The sequence below is a fragment of the Pseudofrankia saprophytica genome, assembly GCF_000235425.2.
GTDB lineage: Bacteria > Actinomycetota > Actinomycetes > Frankiales > Frankiaceae > Pseudofrankia > Pseudofrankia saprophytica.
Genome location: NZ_KI912266.1, coordinates 1,275,296 through 1,293,388, shown reverse-complemented (window position 1 = coordinate 1,293,388; position 18,093 = coordinate 1,275,296). Strand labels below are relative to the sequence as shown.

Genomic DNA, 18,093 nt, shown 5'->3' with positions numbered 1-18,093 from the left:
TGGCGCGGCCCGCCGACGCGGCCGTGCCGGCCGAACCGGCCGCCGCGGGAGCGCCGGACGCGCTGGTGCTCTCGGAAGCGACCGTCGCCTACGGCCGTACCCCGGCGCTGGAGCGGGTGACCGGCCGGGTGCCGGCCGGGCGCACGGTCGCGCTGATCGGCCCGAACGGTGCCGGCAAGTCGACGCTGATCAAGGCGGTGCTCGGCCTGGTCCCGGTGGTGTCCGGCTCGGTGACCGTGTTGGGCCAGGCGCCGGCCCGGGCTCGCCGCGAGGTCGGCTACGTCCCCCAGGCGGACACCCTCGACGCGGACTTCCCGGTCTCCGTCGCGCAGGTGGTGCTGATGGGCCGCTACCGGCGGATCGGCTGGGTGCGCCGGCCGGGCGCCGACGACCGGGCCGCCGCCGAGGAGGCGCTCGCGGCGGTCGGGCTCGAGCACCGTGCCCACGACCGGTTCGGAACGTTGTCGGGCGGGCAGCGCCAGCGGGTCCTGCTGGCCAGGGCGATCTCGGCGCGGCCGCGGTTGCTGCTACTCGACGAGCCGTTCAACGGCGTCGACGCGGTCTCCCAGGACGCGCTGCTCGCGGCGCTCGCCCGGCTGACCTCCGCGGGCACCGCGGTGGTGATCTCGACCCATGACCTGGCGCTCGCGCACCTGGCCTGCGACGACGTCTGCCTGCTCAACCGGCACCAGTTCGCGTTCGGCCCGCCGGCGGCGACCCTCACTCCCGAGCTGCTGCGCGCCACCTACGGCGGCGCCGCGGTGGAGCTGGGGGCCCACGGCGTCATCGTGGCCCGCCCATGACCTCGGCCCGCCGGGCCCGGCGGGGTGGCCCGCCTGGGCCGTCCCGCGGAGCCGCGCAGTGAGCCAGCTGTTGATCACGCCGTTCGAGCGGCCCTATCTCGTCCGGGCGCTGGTCGAGCTGCTGCTGCTCGGCGGCCTCGCGGCCGTCGTCGGGGTGTTCGTGCTCCTGCGCCGGCTCGCGTTCCTGACCGAAGCGCTCACCCACACCGTGTTCCCGGGTGTCGTGGTCGGCTTCCTGCTCGGCGGGCAGTCGGGGATCTTCCCGGGAGCCCTGGTGGTCGCCTGCGTGGCGGCGGGGCTGTTCACCCTGCTCGCGGCGACCCGCCGGGTCGGCGAGGACGCGGCGCTCGCGATCCTGCTCACCGGGTTCTTCGCGATCGGCGTCGTGCTGGTGTCCCGGCGCTCGTCGTACACGGCCGACCTGACGGCGTTCCTGTTCGGCCGAGTGCTGACCGTGCGCGTCGCCGACATCGTGACGACCGCCGTCGTCGCGGCGTTCGTGCTCGCGATCCTGGCGACGCTGCGCAAGGAGCTACTGCTCGTCGCGTTCGACCCGGAGTCGGCCAGGGCGGCCGGCTACCGGGTGGCCGCGCTCGACCTGGCGCTCAACCTGGCGATCGCGCTCGTCGTCGTCGCCGCGGTGCGCGCGGTGGGCACCGTCCTGGTGATCGCAATGATCGTGGTCCCGGCTGCGGCCGCACGGCTGCTCTCCGACCGCATCGTCGTGATCGTCGCCGTCGCCGTGGCCCTCGGGATGGCGAGTGGCTGGCTCGGTCTGCTGGTCAGCTACCGGATCTCGGTCGACCACGGCATCCGGCTCGCGACCGGCGCGACCGTCGTGCTGGTCCTCGTCGCCGCCTACCTGCTCGCGCTCGCGGCCGCCGCCGCCCGCGCCCGGCTGCGCCCGCGGCAGACGCGATGAGGCTGTGGGAGACCCTCGGTGACGGCTACACCCGCCGCGCGCTGGCCGAGGCCGTGCTGGTCGGCGTCCTCTGCGGGGCCGTCGGGGTGCATGTGGTGCTGCGGCGGCTGAGCTTCCTGACCACCGCGCTGACCCACGCGACGTTCCCCGGCGTCGTCGTCGCCGCGCTGCTGGGCGTGCACCTCGTCCTTGGCGCCGGGCTGTTCGGGCTGCTCGTCGTCGGCGTGGTCGCGGCCGTCTCGGGGGCGCGCGGTGGGGGCGGTGCCCTGCCCTCGGCCGCTCCGGCCGGCCGCGGCGGGCGTGACCTGTCCAGCGTGACGGGCGTCGTCCTGTCCGGCGGGTTCGCGCTCGGCGTCGCCCTGATGTCCGCCCAGGACGGCTTCACCAAGGATCTGACGGCCTTCCTGGTCGGCTCGATCCTGACCGTCGGCACGGCGGACCTCGCCATCACCGCCGTCGTGGCCGCCGTCGTCCTCACGGTGCTCGCCGCGCTGCGCAAGGAGCTGCTGCTCGGAGCCTTCGACCCGACGGCGCTCTGGGCCGCCGGCTACCCGGCCCGGCTACTCGACCTGGTGGTGCTGCTCGTGGTCGAGGTGACGGTCGTGACCACGGTGCCCGCCGTCGGCACGATCATGGCGATCGCGCTGGTCGTCGGCCCGGCGGCGACCGCGCGGCTGTGGTGCGCCCGCACCGGCCCGATGACCGCCCTGTCGATGGCCCTGGGAGTCGCCACGAGCGTCATCGGCCTCGCGGTGAGCGCCCAGTGGGACGTCGCCGCCGGTGGTGCCATCGTGCTCACCATCGCCGCCTTCTTCGCCCTCTCGCTGCTCGTCGCCCCCCGCGTCCATCTCGTCACGTCCCGCTCCCCGGCCGTGGAGCCCACCGCGGCCGGCTGAGGGTGATCCGGCGTGGCCTTCGCCGGCTCGGCGGGACAGCTGACGCCTGGCCGACTGCGTGGGCAATAGTGGCGAACGTTGGGGTTATGGCAGAGTCACCGTCGTGACGACTGGTCGGGCCCGCGCGCGCCGGTCGCCCGGCGTGACCGGTCCGCGGTGGCCTGATGCGCTGGCTGGGCACCCCCTGGCTGGGCACCCCACCGCCCCGGGCGTGCGGCTCGTCAGAGCGGTCGTCGCCGGCGGAGCCTCGACCAGTCTCGGGGTCGCCGCGCACGCCGCCGCCGGCGGTGCGCCGCCCGCGGGCGTGCTGGTCGTCGTCGCCGGCGCGTTGTTGATCCGGCTGGCGTACGGCGTGGCCGGGCGTCGCCGCGGTCTGCCGGCGGTGCTGGTCGCGCTGGCGGGCTCCCAGCTTGGGCTGCACGTCGCCTTCGTCCTGAGCGGCCACCGGGCCGCGAACCCGGAGCATCACCATGTGGTGGCCCCGGCGGAGCTGCTCGCCTACGGCGGTGGGCACTACCTGGCCAGCTCCTGGCTGATGATCCTGGCTCACCTGGTCGCGGTCGTCGTCACCGGCGCCCTGCTGCACCGGGCCGAGAAGGTGCTGTGGGCCGTGGCCACGCTGCGCGCCACCTCGGGCCACCTGACGGCGCGCGTCCTCGGCCCGCTGGCCGGCGCGGTGGCGCTGCTGCGGCGCCTGCTGGCCCGGGCGATCACGGCCCTGCCGGCGGCCATGAACGCCGGCGTGCCGGCTCGGTCGGCCTGGTCGGCCACGCCACCGGTCTCGCCGCGGGACGCGCCAGTCGGCCGGGCGGCGCGGCGGCGCGGACCGCCCGTGTCGCGGGGCGCCCTGACACCCGCCTGACTCCGAGGCTCGAGGCTCTGACGCCCAGGAGACGACGGCCGGGTACGGGGCGCGGCACGCCACAACGAGGCACATCCCATGACCGGGGCCGGTGCTCCGTCGCCACCGCGCGGCGGAGCAGGGCCGACCGGTGGGCGCCTCGCCGCCACCCGTGAGCCCCCTTGGGCGACCGGGCCCATGAGCGACCGTCCAGGGCGAGACCGCCATGACGGTCCCTGGGCAACGGGTGGCCCTCCCCTGCCAATCGCTCGTCCACCTGCGTGGAAGGACCACGATGTCCCGAACCATGTCCCGGGTCGTCCGGGCCGCCGGCGTGCTCGCCGCCGGAACCGTAGCCGTCGTCGCGACGGCGCTGCCCGCCTCGGCACACGTCTCCGTCGCCCCGACGAGCGCGCCCGCCGGCGGCTACACGACGCTGGCGTTCAAGGTGCCGACCGAGAGCGACACCGCGTCGACCACCAAGCTTGACGTCGCGTTCCCCACCGACACGCCGATAGCGTCGGTCAGCGTGCAGCCGAAGGCGGGCTGGACCTACGAGGTCCGCAGGGGCGCCCCGAGCAAACCGGTGGTCACCGACGACGGTGACAAGGTCAACGAGGTGGTCACCGAGATCATCTGGACCGCCGCGGACGGCTCCGCCGGGATCAGGCCAGGCGAGTTCGACACCTTCGTCGTCTCGGCCGGCCCGCTGCCCGAGGGCGTCTCGTCGATCACCTTCAAGACGCTGCAGACCTACTCGGACGGCGAGATCGTGCGCTGGATCGACACGAGCGCGGCCGGTCAGCCGGAGCCGGAGCACCCGGCACCCGCCCTGGCCCTGACCACCGCGTCCGAGGACACCGGCAACGGGGCCACGGCCGCCGCCACGCCTGCGGGAGTCTCGACGTTGACGGGGACGGCGTCCCTGTCGGATGGCACGGCTCGCGGGCTGGGGATCGCCGGGCTGGTCGTCGGCGTGCTCGGGCTCGCGGCGGCCGGCTTCGCCCTCGCCACCTCCCGGCGCCGCGCCGGCACGGGCGGCTGACGCGCGCACGCGCGGCCTGCCCGCCCGGTGGAACGGTCACCGGGCGGGCAGGCCCGCCGGGAGCGGTAACAGGAAGAGACTGAAGGTTATGAGCGGTACAACCGGCATGGCGGCGAATTCGCCGGGTTCTTCCCGGCAACCTCGGCCGGACGCCACGGCCGATGCGCCGACGGCTCCGACGGGAGGCTCCGGCCCGACGGCCCGTCGTCCTCAGCGCCGGGTCGCGGCGGCCGGGCATCGTCGCCGCCGGGCCGGGACGTTGCTGGTGCTGACCCTCGCGGCGGCGCTGGCCGTCGTCGGTGGCGCGGCCGCGCCGGCCTGGGCGCACGCCATCCTGGAACGGGCCACCCCGGCCGGCGGCACCGCCATCGCCACCGCGCCGACGAGCATCACGCTTGGCTTCAGCGAGCCCGTCAGAACCGACGCGAACTCGATCCGGGTCATCGACACCCACGGCACCCGGATCGACACCGGCGGCGCGCACGGCGGCGCGCACGGCTCCGACGTGACCGTGGCCCTCAAGCCGGGGCTGCCCAACGGGACGTACCTCGTCAGCTGGCGGGTCGTCTCCGCCGACAGCCATCCGATCGCGGGCGGCTACGCGTTCGGGATCGGTGAGGCCCCGGCGGCTGGCGCCGCGGCGGCGGCCAGCGCGACGCCGAAGGGGTCTGCGGTCACCGGGTTCACCTTCGGTCTCGCCCGGCTGGTCGCGTTCGCCGGGATGGCGCTGCTGCTCGGCGCCGTGTTCTTCCTGGCGGCGCTGTGGCCGGCCGGGCTGCGCCGGCCCGCGCCCCGGCGGCTGGTCGCCGCCGGCTGGGTGGCGGCCTTCGTCGGGTCCATCGCCTGTCTGCTCCTCCAGGGCGTCTACACCGGCGGACTCGGGCTTTCGGCACTGGCACGCTGGGATCCGCTCGGTGCCACCCTCGGGGACCGCTACGGCCGGCTCACCCTGATCCACCTGCTCGCCCTGCTGCTGGCGCTTCCGCTGCTGCGAGGCGTGCTGTCGGCCACCGCGGCCACCGCCGACGACGCAGCCGCCGCCCGGCCACCGGCCACCGGCGCCCAGCGGCCGTCGCCCTGGGTGATGGCCGAGCTCGGCGGCCTCGCCGTCGCGGTCGCCGCGACGACGGCGCTCGTCGGGCACGCGGGCGCGGGCTCGTGGTCCTGGCTCGCCGCCAGCAGCGTGACGGTGCACCTGCTCGCCATGTCGATCTGGCTGGGAGGTCTGGCCACGCTCGCCGCCGGGCTGATCGACCGGCGAGGCGCTGAGGCCGCGACGACGGGCGGACGAGGCGGATCCGCCGGCTGGGCCTCCACCATCGAGCGGGGAGACAGCGGCGAGGCCGATGAGGAGGCGGACCTCGACGCCGCCCGTGCCTACCTGGACGAGCATGGCGCCGAGGCCGTGCCGGTGCCCGCGGACCGGGCCGCGGAACTCGCCTCGGTGCTCCCGCGCTGGTCGCGCACGGCGATGGCCGCGGTCGCCGCGATCGTGGTCAGCGGCACCTACCAGGCGTGGCGCGAGGTCGGCACGCTGCCAGCGCTGTTCGACACCGACTACGGGCGGCTGCTGCTCTACAAGCTCTGGTTCGTGCTGGCGATGCTCGGGATCGGCTACGTCTCCCAGCGCTGGGTCAGGCGCCACTACCGTCGGGTCGCGCTGGCCATGACACCCGAGACAGAGGCGGTGGTCGCGGGCACCGCCCGCCGGCGAGGCGCGCGGGACGACCCGAAGGGCACCGGGGCGGGCACCGCGCCCGACCTGGGCGACTCCGGGGAGGAGGTCACCGTCGGGGCACTCGCCGCGCTGCGGCGCGGGGTGGTCGCCGAAGCGGTGATCGCGGTGGCCGTGCTGGCCGTGACCGTCGTTCTGATCAACCGTGTCCCCGGCCGTAACTCGTACGCGCCGCCGTTCCACACGACGACCGTCGCCGGACCGCTCACGGTCGACGTGCGGGTATCACCCACCCGGATCGGGCTGGAGGGCGTCGAGGTCACCGTGCGTGATCCACAGGGCCAGCTACAGCGGCTGGTCGAGGCGTCGGTGACGCTGTCGCTCCCCGCGGCCCAGGTCGGCCCGCTCGACGTACCGGTGGTCGCGGCCGGCACCGGGGTGCTGACCACCCAGGAGGCGCAGGTCCCGCTCCCGGGCGACTGGCGCATGACGATCACCCTGCGGATCAATGACTTCGACCAGTACTCCACGATCGTCACCTACCGCGTCCGCTGACCCGTGGGCAGCGCCGTGAGCCCGCCGGCCGACGGCGCTGCGAGAGCCACGGTGAAGAAGCCGCCCGATGCCCGGTAGCGTCGGACATGCGCGCCGCCGAGCGAGCCGCCTCTGCCGCGTGAGACCGCGTCGCCGTCGCGCGGCAGGCGGCCGGACGGCGGCGGACGGGCGAGGGAGCGGATAGATGGGTGCTTCGGCTGATCCGCTGGTGACCGAGCTCTACCGGTACCCGGTGAAAGGGCTGTCCGCCGAGCCGATCGACGAGGTCGCGCTGAGCGTCGGCGAGGGCGTCCCCGGCGACCGGCTGTTCGCGCTCGCGCTGCCCGACACCCAGTTCGACGAGGAACGTCCGGTGGCGCTGCACAAGACACGGTTCCTGATGCTGCAGCGCGACGAGGCGCTCGCCAGGGTCCGCACCGGCTACGACCCGCCTACCGGCCAGCTCAGCGTCGACGACGGCACGCGCCGCTGGTCGGCCGACCTCGGCACCGCGGCCGGGCGGCGCGCCGTCGAGGAGTACTTCGGCGCGCTCGCCGCACCGACCGCCGGCACGTCCGACGCCGCTGCTCGGAGTAACCGAACGGACGGCTCGCCCGGCCTGAACAGTCCGGACGGGGTCCGCGCGCTGCCCCGGCTGGTCGAGGCCCATGGCGGGCACCGGTTCACCGACGCGGGGCCGGGCGGGCCGGACCTGATGCGCGCGGTCTCGGTCGTCAACCTGGCATCCGTGCGCGACCTCGCCCAGCGGGTCGGCCAACCGGTCCACCCGCTGCGGTTCCGGGCCAACGTCTACGTCGACGGCATCCCGGCCTGGGCCGAGCGCGACTGGGTCGGCCGGGAGATCGCCCTGGGCCCGGTGCGGGCCCAGGTGCTCTCCGTCACCCGGCGCTGCGCCGCGACCACCGTCAATCCGGATACCGCCGAGCGTGACCTCAAGGTCGTCAAGGAGCTTTCCGACCACTACGGTCATACCGAATGCGGCATCTACGTCCAGGTGCGCGGCGCAGGCACGGTGCGCCCTGGCGATCCAGTGACTCCGCCGCCGCCCGCGTAACGCCGTCAGCGCCGGGAGTCTCGAGAACGACCACGCCGAGGGGCCGCGCGACAATGGCGAAGCCTCGCGCGGCCGGAGGCGTGCCAGCGATGCGCCGTGGCGGCTTGCCGACCATGGACCAGGACCGGGAGGGCTCGTGCGGGTCGTGATCGCCGAGGATTCGGTGCTGCTGCGGGAGGGACTGTCCCGGCTGCTGACCGACGCGGGGTGCGAGATCGTGGCGGCGGTCGGCGACGGGCCGGCCCTGGTCGAGGCAATCATCGAGCACCGCCCGGACGTCTCGGTCGTCGACGTGCGGATGCCGCCGTCGAACCGTGACGAGGGGCTGCGGGCCGCGATCACAGCCCGCTCCACCGTGCCGGGCTCACCGGTGCTGGTATTCAGCCAGTACGTCGAGAAGCAGTACGCCGCCGAGCTGCTCGCCGACGGCGCCGGCAGCATCGGTTACCTGCTCAAGGACCGCGTCGCCGACGTCCGGGAGTTCGTCGACGCGGTCCGGCGAGTGGCCTCGGGCGGCACCGTGATGGATCCCGAGGTGGTCGCGCAGCTGCTCGTCCGTACCCGGCGCGACGACCCGATGGCCGCTCTGACCCCGCGGGAGCGCGAGGTGCTGCGGCTGATGGCCGAGGGACGCTCCAACGCGGCGATCGCCGGCGAGCTGGTGGTCAGCGCCGGCGCCGTCGAGAAGCACATCTCCAACGTCTTCTCCAAGCTGGGCCTGGAGGCGTCCGGCAGCGACCACCGCCGCGTGCTCGCCGTCCTGACCTACCTCCGCGAGTCCTAGCCGCTTCGGCCGGCCTGGCTGCCCACGCTAGGGCTAGATGTTGGCGGTGGCTCCGGAGCCACCGGTCCCGGAAAGCGACGCCGTGCCGTTGTCCGGCGCGCTGGCCGGAGGACTCGTCGTCTTGGGTGGCGCCGGCGGCGTGGTGGTCGGTGCCGAGGAGGTCGACGGCGGGGCGGTGGTGGGAGCGCCGCCGTCACCTGGCGGAGGCGAGGTGGTCGTGCGGGTCGGCGACGGCGTCGGCGAGGTGGTGGTGCGGGTCGGCGACGGCGTCGGCGAGGTCGTCGTGCGGGTCGGCGACGGCGTGGAGCTGGTGCCCCTGGTGGTGGTCGGCGGAGGCGGCGGGGTGGTCACGGGCGCCGACGAGGCACCCGCCCGCGACGGCGGCGCTGGCGTCGTCGTGGCGATCGGGCGGTCGTCGCTGACGAGCCGCGGCTTGCCGCCCGGGTCCGGGCGGCTGGTGGCGCCGACGGTCGGTGCGGCCGTCGGGCCGGGCGGGGTCGGCTGCCTGGTCGACGCGTCGCCGCCCGCTTTGCCCACCTCCAGGGAGGGCGCCACGATCGCGACGTCGGGAAAGTCCTGGGCGGACAGCTCGGCCGTCGGTGCCGGCCAGTTGAGCGCGGCGGTGATGCCCGCGACCGCCACGACCAACGACGCGGCGACCGCGATCGCCGGGCGGGTACGCCAGTCCGGCCCGTGGCGACGGCGCCCCTCGGCGCCGTCGATCGGCACCAGCGGCGCGCCCTGGCCGTCCGCGTAGTAGTGGCCGTCGGCGTCGTGGCGGTGAGCCGGGAACGGCACCACGTTCGACGCGGGGAGTTCGCTGAGGTCGACGTCCACCGTCGGTGGGTCGACGTCGTCGTCGGGCAGCCGCACTGGGCTGGTGACCGGGTCGACGGCGCTCTGATACTGGGACGACCGCGCCTGCGCGGCGGCGTCCGCCGCGTTGCCGTGGCCGGCCGCGGCCTGGGTGGCCTCGGCGTTGCCATGGCTGGCCGCGGAGCCGCCATCGGAGGCCTTCGCGAGGTTGACGGCGTGGCCGTGTGCTCCGGCGGCGTCCGCCGCCCCGTGACCGGTGGCCTTGGTCAGGTGGTCGGCGGCCGCCTGGGCGGCGTTCCCGCCGTGGTCGTGCGCGGCGCCGACGCCTTTGGTGGTCCCGTGGGCGGCCTTGGTCACGTTGTCGGCGGCCGCCTGGGCGAGGTTCCCGCCCTGGGCGTGGCCGGCCGCCGTCCCCTTGCCCGCCGCCGCCGTGGCGAGGTTCGAGCCGGCCGGTCCCGTACCGGCCGCGGCCACACCGACGTCTCCGGCCGCGCCGGAGGCGACGGTGGGCGCGTCCGTGAGCCCGGCCGCGGCCACGGCGCCAAGGCCGACGGCCCCCGCGACGTCGTGTCGGGTCTCGGCGTCCGTGTCCGTGTCGTCCGCGTTCGGCTCGGCGAACGCGGCGGCGCCAGCCATCGCGACGGCGGCGCCGGTGGTGCGGATCGGCAGCGAGGACGACTCCAGGCCGTAGCCCGTGCGGGAGGCGAGCCGCTCCTGGGCGGCCCGCTCATGCGCGGCGGCGCTGGCTGCCCGGTCGAAGGTGCGCGCGAGGCCGGCGCGCAGGCTGGTCGGCGCGGGCACCACGGCCCCGTCGATCATCTCCTCGGCGCTGACGCCGTGCGGGACGGGGGCGCTACGAGCCTGCGGCGACCCGGACCAGGCCAGCGCGCTGCCTCGGGCGAGCTCCAGCAGCCACGACCGCAGCCGATCCGGCTCGCTCAGCGGGTTCATCCGGGTGCGGGCCACGAGGGCAAACGCCGTGCCGGCCGCGGCGCGGGCGACCGTCGGGTCCCCCAGAACCACAAGGCACATCGAGAAGACGTCGTCCGCGTACCGATCGTAGAGATCGTCAAACGCCTGACGGTCGCCGCGGCGTACTCGTGCCACTAGGTCCGCGTCGCCGCCCATATCGCCCGCCACTCCTGTCGTTCTGTCGGACGCACCAATATTAGGAGCCAGGCCTTCCTTGGGCGTGAAGCTTGCGAAGATCGCCGTGTCGCGCGTTCGACAGCCCATCGGACTTGACGGTGATGGTCGTACTCGACCCATCAGGTGCCGATCCGTGACGCCCCACTCCCGAACATGGTCTCATCTGGGGCTACCGGACGTACAGCAGGTTCTTGGGTGAACCGCGTCGGTTACGGGACAAGTCGCCCCGAGGGACGCCGCCGCCGCCGCTGCCCGCCGGGCCGCTCTGGGCGGGGTCCGAGCGGCCTCGGTGTGCGCCAAATCCGCGCCACATGGCGGTCGCCGGATCCGGAAAATCATTATCTGATGATCCGTGGTGGAGCTGGTGGGAAAAGCTCGAATGAAAGCCGGCGATTCCGTCGCGTATTCGCGGCATGGCCGCCATTGGCGGTCGCCAGAAGCCGAAGGGCAACGCCCAGGGCGCCGGTCCGAAGGTCCGAAGGCGGCGAGCCCGGCCGGTGGTCGCCACCGGCCGGGCTCGGGTGCCCGTCCCTCGGCCGCGGGGGCCGTCTGGCCTCCCTGCCCGCGGGCGCTGGGTTGTCGCGCCGCCTGCCTACTGCGGCTGCTGGGCCAGCTTGACCTGGTCGGTGTGGGTCTGGCCATCGCGGGTGTAGGTGACGGTGACGGTGTCGCCGATCTCGTGTGCGCGCACCGCCGCGATCAGGGAGTCGGTGTCGGCCACCGCCCGGTCGTCGAGCTTGGTGATGACGTCGCCGACCTGCAGTCCGGCCTGCTCGGCGGGGCCGCCGCCGACGAGCGAGCGGATCTGGGCGCCCGCGCCGCCGGTGCCGGTCTGGTTGTTGCCCGTGTCCGACGCGCTCACGCCGATGTACGGGTGAGTCGCGTGACCGGTCGCGATCAGCTGCTGGGCGATCTTCTGCGCGTAGTTGCTGCCGATCGCGAAGCCGACGCCGATGTTGCCGGACTGCTGCTGCTGCTGACCGAACCCGCCGCCACCACTGTCAACGGTCGCGATCGCGCTGTTGATGCCGACGATCTGGCCCTTGCTGTTGACCAGCGGGCCACCCGAGTTGCCCGGGTTGATCGCCGTGTCGGTCTGGATCGCGTCGAGCACCGCGTTCTGGTCCTGCACCTCGCTGTCGCCGGTGCGCACCGGCCGGTGCACGGCGCTGACGATGCCGGAGGTGACCGTCCCGTTGAGGCCGAGCGGGCTGCCGACCGCGACCACCAGCTCGCCGATCTGCAGCGCGTCCGAGTCGCCGAACGTCGCGGCCGTGAGGCCGGTCTTGTTGATCTTGATGACCGCGAGGTCGGAGCTGGGGTCGGTACCCACCACGGTGGCGTCGAGCTGCTCGCCGTTCTGCAGCGTCACAGTGAGTGACCCGCCACTGGAGGCGCCCGACACGACGTGGTTGTTGGTCAGGATGTAGCCGTCCGCGCGGATGATGATGCCCGACCCGGTGCCGGCCTCGCTGCTGGACACCTCGGAGATCGTGACCACGCTCGGCAGGATGACCTGCGCGGCCTTGCTCACGGTGCCGTCGGCGGCCGGCGCGACGGGGGAGTTGTCGGTGTCGCGGGTCAGCCCCGAGCTGGTGACGACCTGGGAGGCGGAACCGTTGCTGTCGGCGACCAGGGCGCCGACGCCGCCGCCGATGCCGCCGCTGACGAGCACCAGCGCGATCGCCGCGGCGATCAGCCGGCGCCGTCCGCCCAGCGGGCCGGAGCGCGCCGAGTCGGTGTTCCGCCCGCCCGGCCCGCCCGGCCCGCCCGGCCCACCGGGGCCGACGGGCGAGCCGTACCCACCACTGGGTGGCGGGTACTGCGGGGTCGTCCACGGCTGGCCGGAAGGCTGGCCCGTCGACCAGGGCGATGGCGGTGACGGTGGCGACTGCGGGGATGGCGGGCCCCACGGGGAGCCCTGCCCGGGGCCTGTTGGCGGGTTGTTGGGGCCCGGCGTGCCCTCGGTGTTGAACACCGCGTGCGTCGGGAGGCCGCCGGTCGCGGCGCCGACCGGGACGGGGCCGGTCGCCGGGTTCGCGCCGCCGGCGTAGGGCATGTGCCCGAACCCGCCGGGCGGCCCCTGGGGAGCCGCGCCGGGTCCGGTGTTCTCGGCCGAGGCCGTCACAGGCGGGGCCCACGGCGAGCGGTACTCGGACGCGGCGTCAGGCACCTCCCGGGCATCGATCGGCCGGCCCTCCGCGTCGTTGTTGCCTGGCGCGGTGGTGTTGAAGGTGGGACGCGTTGTCATGAGATGCACTTTCCCGGCGGACCCTGAGCGATTCCTGAAATCCATCCAACGTTTCCGCTAAGCGGTCTCCATAGGCTATCGGTTATCGGACAGGCGGGTCCGGCGCGGTCGGTCTGCCGACAGCGCCCGGCGCCCTCCTGTCCTGCCGCCCACCGTCCACCGCGTGGCGGGCTGTCCCCGATGGCTGCTGAGGCCGCCGCCTGCGCGGCCGTGGGTTGGGTGAACCGGGCGACCGGCATGGCCGTGCTGGACCGGATCGCGCCCCGCCCGCCACCACCCGCCCTGTCATCCGTTCCCCGCTGGGGCGGCCGGCGGCATTTGCCACCGACCCGCGCGCACGGTATCGCGGATGTCGAGACGCCGGGGTCCCGGGCGCGATCGACGCAGACCGGCACGTCGGCTGGCGGCGGCCCGTCAGGTCAGAGCAGGTCAGACTGGTCTGGCTGGGACCGTCACAGGTTCGACTTGGTCAGGCCGGTGCCGGTGCCGGTGCCGGGCTCACGGGCGGCCAGCAGGTCGCGGATCTCGATCAGCAGCCGGGCCTCGTCGGACAGCACCGGCTCCTCCTCGACCGGCACCTGATCCCGCGTGCGCCGCTCGGCGAGCTTCGCCAGTGGCATCACGACGATGAAGTAGATCACGGCGGCGACGATGAGGAACGTGAGCAGGTCGTTGATGAACGCACCGTAGGCGAACACGCTATTGTGGATCTTGAAGTGCAGGGTGGAGAAGTTCGGCTGTCCGCCGATCGCCGCGATGAGTGGCGTGAAGATGTTCTTCACCAACGATGTGACCAGCGCGGTGAACGCGGTACCGACGACGACCGCCACGGCCAGGTCGATGATGTTGCCGCGCAAAATGAACTGCTTGAACCCTTTGAGCAGGTCCCGCATTTGCTCCCCCTCGTATCTGTCCTTCAGGCACCGGTCGGTGACCCGCGTGGGGCGAGGCCCGCCCGAGCGCGGGCGGGCCGTCCCGCTCCCCGCGGCCGCCGGGGCGGACGTGGGTGCGGGCCGGGCGCCATCTGACTGGCCACCGTAGACGAATGTCTCGAACGCCCGATTGGACGGCCTGAACCGAGCGAAAGCCGGGGGCATCGAGGTGGGGCACCGGATCGATGCGACCGCGTTGCGTGACCGACTGGTCTCCTCCGCGTGCCCGGTGGACGGCAATCCGTCATGATTTCGTCGTCCTATCCGCGTTGGTGCTCGGACGACGGCTTTGCGATCGAAATGCCCAGTGGCATGCTGAATGCTCTGTGGGCGACGAAGGTCCGGTTGATCAGGACCTGCCGCAATGGGGAACCAACGCCGGTGGTACACCGGTGTGAGGCAAAGCTGGCGTGAGGCCCGGATGGAGGCTGCCTGGTGACGGACGGTGCTCGCCGGCCCGGCCCGCCCGACCCGCGTCGGCCCGCGGTGCCAGGGCGTCGCGCTGACGAGACCGACGGATACCGGCAGGACGGCTACGGGCGCGCGTCATACCAGCGTGACGAGTACTACGAGGAACCGGAAGCCCGCCGCCCAACCGGCGGCCGCGGCGCTGGCCGGGCGGACGGCGCCGGCCACCCGGGAGGCGGCCGGCCGGGCTACGAGGGCGGCCGCGGGCGCGCCGGAGGCGAGCAGGGGTACGCCGGGCGCGACCGTGACAGGCCGGGGGCCTGGAGCCCGGACGAGCCGCCCCGCGAGGCACCGGACCCGCCCGTGGCTACCGGGACGGCGCCCCCGCGCCCCGGCGCGGCGGCTACCAGGACACCGACGCCCGTGCCTCGGGTGGCACGGGTCGCCAGGACGGCTGGGGCGACCGCGACCGCGGACCGGCCGGGCGGGTCAGGCCAGCCGAGGACCCGGAGACAGATGGGTCGCCGGTCGGCACCGGGCAGCCGGCCAGGGGTGGTAGCGCCAGCGGCCGGTTCGCCGCCAGGCCGGGCGCGCCCGGCGGGGAGCGGACCAGGGCCGACGGACCGGGCCGCGTCGACGAGCGTCCCTGGCGTGCCGGAGATCGAGGCGGCGTGTCCCGTGCCGGCGACGCCGGCGGCGACGACGACGAGGGCGGCTTCCAGCCGAGCCGCGGGACCGGGCCGAGCCGTGGGACTGGGCCGAGCCGCGGGACCGGGCCGAGTCGTGGGACCGGGCCGCGCCGCGCGGCCACCGGGGCGGCCGCTTCCGCCGCCTCGCCGTCGCCCACCGGAACCGGCCGTTTCGCCAAGGTCAACGACCCCGAGGACGACGCCGACGAGGGCCTGAGCGGCGGTTCCGGCTCCGCTCGCGAGGCGCCTGACCCCGGGATGGGGCTGTTCCTGCGCCGGCTGGTGATCGCGCTGGTCTGGCTCGGGTTCGCGCTCGGCCTCGGTGTCGGCGCGGGCGTCGTGTGGGAGAAGGTCCGGCCCAGCGGAGAGAGCGCCGTGGCCTCGGCTCCGAGCGCCACGCCGACGGCGTCCGCGCCGGCGGATGGATCCCCGGCCCCGACGGCGAGCGCGTCGCCGACCTCGGCGGTGCCGCCGGACTGGGTCGCGTACACCACCACGGCCAGCAAGGCGAAGTCGACCTTCTCCCACCCCGGTGGCTGGGCGGTACGTGAGGACTCCACCGGGGTGTTCTTCGGTGAGCCGTCGGGGTCGCGGATGGTCGGCGTAGCCCGGCGAACCGGGGTCGACGGTGCCGGCGCGCTTTCCAAGGTGCAGGCGCTCGAGTTCGGCGGCCAGCCGAGCCTCGCCGTCACCGGCTCCGGCGACGTGACCGATCCGGTCTCCGGCGCCAAGGTGCGTGAGCTGACTGGCACCTATGTGAGGCAGGGCCAGAAGGTCTCCTACCTGATGCGCTCGGTCGACGCGCCCGGTGCCGTGTACATCCTGATCGTGCGGGTGCCCGCCGACTCCGACGGGGACCTCGACACCCTGATGACCGCGCTGCGCGCCTCCTTCCAGCCGGCCGCCTGAGGCCGCCGCCACGGAGGTGGAAGACGCCCCGGGTCGCGTCAGGTCGTCTCAGGTCCGTCAGCGGCCGGCGGGAGCCGGGTGGGCGCGCACCGCGCTCAGCAGCTGCCAGATCACCGACGTGGTGGCGAAGGCACTCGGACCGGTGGCCGGGGGCCAGCCATGGTCGACGTTCGGCAGGTAGTAGTCGACGACTCGGGCACCCGCGGCGCAGGTCGACTCAGTGCGCACCGCGTCCGTGGGGCTTGTCGCCTGGTCGGTCGGTACCAGCGTGACCGACGGCGTGGTGGGGACACCGGCGGCAGGGGAGGGCGGCGCCGCGATCGCGGCCCGGATCTGGGCCGGGGTCACCGCCGCGCTGCCCGTGCTGAGGGTCTCCGACAGCCGGGGCGCGCCGTCCGAGCCGGTGGCCGTGACATCGCCGGGGCTGGTCGGGGCCGCGCAGCGGTTCGCGGTCCGGAACGGGGCGAGACTCTGCTCGGTCGAGGTGACCGGCGAGCTGAGCGCCGGCTGCCACGGCGTCCCGGCGGCGGGCACGTACTGGTCCCTGCCGCCGTGCACCGAGACGACCGTGATCGGCGTGCTCGGCCGGCAGCCGGGCCGCTGCAGGCTGCCGGCGACGACCGCGATCCCGGCGAGGTCCTCGGGATGCTCGCAGGCGTACCGGTAGGCCATCATCCCGCCGTTGGAGAGCCCGATGATCACCACTCGGGCCGGGTCGATCGGGTAGTTGGTCTCCATGTGCTGGATCAGCGCATGCAGCCAGCCGACGTCGTCGATCGAAGTGCTGGCCGCCTTGTCGCAGCAGCTGCCCGCGTTCCACGATCCGTCGCTGCCGTCCGGGCTGACCAGCGCGAAGCCAGCGGTCTTCGCCAACTGGTCCAGTCCCCACCCGGCCACTTCACCGCCGTCGTGGTACAGGCTGTGCAGCGCGATGACCAGCGGGTACGGCCCCGCGGTGTCGGAGCCCGGCAGTATCAGCCGCAGGTTGCCGGTCCGGCCGGAGCGTTCGTACGCGTCCGGTCCGGCCGTGCGCGTCGCGGCGGCGGCCGCGGCCGGAGTGGAGCCCGGCAAGGCCTGGGTGGCTGGTCGATCGTCGGCGAGGACTCCACATCCGGCCAGAACTGGCGCGGCGAGCGCGAGGCTGAGAAGCCAGACCGTGACGGCCCGGCGGCAACGAACGGCCGACACAACGCCCATTCTGTCCGGTACTGTCCACCGGTTCGACCGCTGGTCGCCCGTCATGGCCGTCGGTGCTCGCTTTGCCACGTCCTGCCCCGACATGCGCCGCTTCACCCGGCCCACCGGCGGCGATGCCCAGGTCGTCGTCACCCAGCGCCGAGCGCGATCCCGCGGATGAACCGCCCCCCCCGTGAGCGGCCTGCGCCGGCCTCGTGAAGGGCCTCAGGGGCGCCGTCGCCGCGCTTCAGACCCCGTCCCCGCTGCGTCCCACCAATCCGCTCGCCGACCGACGAGAATCCTCCCGACCACCGGATCGGCCGGCACCGACCGGCCACGGCATCCGCCCGCTCGAACGGCGCGTCATGGCCGGCGGCGGGTCGGGTGCCACCTCGCGGCGCCGGATCGGCGGAACGGATCCGGCAGGTCAGCGGCGAGGTCGGCCCAGAGGCTGGGGGTCCGTCAGCCTGGCCGGGTGGGGCTGGAGATGCTGGCCAGCGGCAAGGCCGAGTTGGCAGATCGGTGTGATGGGCGGTTTCGTCGAACTGTCGAGCGTCGTCGGCCTAACTGCGGCACTCTGGGAGTGGGCACCAGCGCGGGCGCCGAGACGGCGCCGACACACGTCGCACCGCCAGGCGAGGCAGGAGACGCGACCGGAGCGAGCAGTCAGCAATCCGGAGGGATAACTCTCGGTGGACGAGATATCGGACATGGACCGTTCCCGCCTGCTTCTTGGGTGGCTGGCGGCGCGGCGGGCGGTGGACCACTGCCTGTCGGATCTGCTTGCCGCCGGACCGGCGGGCGAGCGGCGGGTCCGTGCTCAGCTCGAGCTCGTCGATGACCTGGAAAGCCGTGCTCAGGCTGCCTTCGACCGCTACCGTTCGGCCGCCGAGAAGACCGGTTCCACCTCCAAGCCGGACGCCCACCGGCCCCACCTCAACATCATCCGTGGTGACCGGGCCTGAGCGGCCCTTGTGGACCCTCATCGGCGGGACGCTGATGATCGGCCGATCGGCTGCGGTGAAGGAGACCCGGCGGTTGGCGCCACCGATGGCGACCGCCGTGGACGTCCGGGGCAAGGAACCGGCCGTCTCCGCGGGCGACCCCGCGCCGAGCGGCCTGACGGGCGCCGCGAGCGGCCTGACGGGTGCTACCCGGGGCCGGCGCCGGCCGCTGGTCAGCCAGCGG

Annotated in this window: 14 protein-coding genes; 10 read left to right on the top strand and 4 right to left on the bottom strand. The window is 74.3% G+C overall.

Annotated features, from left to right (window positions below; translation table 11 throughout):
- Window positions 1-23 precede the first annotated feature (23 nt).
- From FRCN3DRAFT_RS0205660 to FRCN3DRAFT_RS0205625, 8 genes are all read left to right on the top strand, one after another.
- Window positions 24-803 carry a metal ABC transporter ATP-binding protein gene (locus FRCN3DRAFT_RS0205660; protein ID WP_051466655.1) on the top strand — a complete coding sequence of 260 codons (780 nt, stop codon included), beginning with the start codon at window positions 24-26 and terminating at the stop codon, window positions 801-803.
- A 58-nt stretch (window positions 804-861) separates the two neighbouring features.
- Window positions 862-1,725, top strand: coding sequence for a metal ABC transporter permease (locus tag FRCN3DRAFT_RS0205655; RefSeq protein WP_007516966.1), 864 nt, complete (start codon window positions 862-864; stop codon window positions 1,723-1,725).
- Entirely contained in the window at window positions 1,722-2,621 is a 900-nt protein-coding gene (locus FRCN3DRAFT_RS0205650) for a metal ABC transporter permease (RefSeq protein WP_007516967.1), read from the top strand. Before FRCN3DRAFT_RS0205655 ends, FRCN3DRAFT_RS0205650 begins: the two co-directional genes overlap by 4 nt.
- Window positions 2,622-2,832: 211 nt before the next feature.
- Window positions 2,833-3,483 carry a hypothetical protein gene (locus tag FRCN3DRAFT_RS49195; RefSeq protein ID WP_027140292.1) on the top strand — a complete coding sequence of 217 codons (651 nt, stop codon included), beginning with the start codon at window positions 2,833-2,835 and terminating at the stop codon, window positions 3,481-3,483.
- A 274-nt stretch (window positions 3,484-3,757) separates the two neighbouring features.
- Window positions 3,758-4,507 carry a YcnI family copper-binding membrane protein gene (locus tag FRCN3DRAFT_RS0205640; protein WP_007516970.1) on the top strand — a complete coding sequence of 250 codons (750 nt, stop codon included), beginning with the start codon at window positions 3,758-3,760 and terminating at the stop codon, window positions 4,505-4,507.
- An 88-nt stretch (window positions 4,508-4,595) separates the two neighbouring features.
- Window positions 4,596-6,737 (top strand): copper resistance protein CopC, encoded by a 2,142-nt coding sequence (locus FRCN3DRAFT_RS0205635; RefSeq protein WP_232793930.1) that lies wholly within the window; start codon window positions 4,596-4,598, stop codon window positions 6,735-6,737.
- 184 nt (window positions 6,738-6,921) lie between these two features.
- Window positions 6,922-7,791: an MOSC domain-containing protein gene (locus tag FRCN3DRAFT_RS0205630; protein WP_007516974.1), complete on the top strand. Its 870-nt coding sequence runs from the start codon at window positions 6,922-6,924 to the stop codon at window positions 7,789-7,791.
- Window positions 7,792-7,927: 136 nt separating this feature from the next.
- On the top strand, window positions 7,928-8,575 hold the full coding sequence (locus FRCN3DRAFT_RS0205625; RefSeq protein ID WP_007516976.1) for a response regulator transcription factor: 648 nt from the start codon (window positions 7,928-7,930) through the stop codon (window positions 8,573-8,575).
- A 33-nt stretch (window positions 8,576-8,608) separates the two neighbouring features.
- Here the strand turns inward: FRCN3DRAFT_RS0205625 and FRCN3DRAFT_RS54845 are convergent, their stop codons facing one another.
- The 3 genes from FRCN3DRAFT_RS54845 to mscL form a co-directional block, all read right to left on the bottom strand.
- Entirely contained in the window at window positions 8,609-10,423 is a 1,815-nt protein-coding gene (locus FRCN3DRAFT_RS54845; protein WP_198939429.1) for a hypothetical protein, read from the bottom strand.
- Between the two features lie 709 nt (window positions 10,424-11,132).
- Entirely contained in the window at window positions 11,133-12,791 is a 1,659-nt protein-coding gene (locus tag FRCN3DRAFT_RS0205615; RefSeq protein WP_027140291.1) for a S1C family serine protease, read from the bottom strand.
- A 452-nt stretch (window positions 12,792-13,243) separates the two neighbouring features.
- Window positions 13,244-13,684: a large conductance mechanosensitive channel protein MscL gene (mscL, locus tag FRCN3DRAFT_RS0205610; RefSeq protein ID WP_007516981.1), complete on the bottom strand. Its 441-nt coding sequence runs from the start codon at window positions 13,682-13,684 to the stop codon at window positions 13,244-13,246.
- Between the two features lie 1,118 nt (window positions 13,685-14,802).
- Between mscL and FRCN3DRAFT_RS0205605 the strand changes: the two genes are divergently transcribed.
- Entirely contained in the window at window positions 14,803-15,729 is a 927-nt protein-coding gene (locus FRCN3DRAFT_RS0205605) for a hypothetical protein (RefSeq protein ID WP_007516983.1), read from the top strand.
- 57 nt (window positions 15,730-15,786) lie between these two features.
- Here the strand turns inward: FRCN3DRAFT_RS0205605 and FRCN3DRAFT_RS0205600 are convergent, their stop codons facing one another.
- Window positions 15,787-16,926: a CE1 family esterase gene (locus FRCN3DRAFT_RS0205600; protein ID WP_035924364.1), complete on the bottom strand. Its 1,140-nt coding sequence runs from the start codon at window positions 16,924-16,926 to the stop codon at window positions 15,787-15,789.
- A gap of 671 nt (window positions 16,927-17,597) precedes the next feature.
- Between FRCN3DRAFT_RS0205600 and FRCN3DRAFT_RS0205595 the strand changes: the two genes are divergently transcribed.
- On the top strand, window positions 17,598-17,870 hold the full coding sequence (locus FRCN3DRAFT_RS0205595; RefSeq protein ID WP_007516986.1) for a hypothetical protein: 273 nt from the start codon (window positions 17,598-17,600) through the stop codon (window positions 17,868-17,870).
- The last annotated feature ends 223 nt before the right edge of the window (window positions 17,871-18,093 follow it).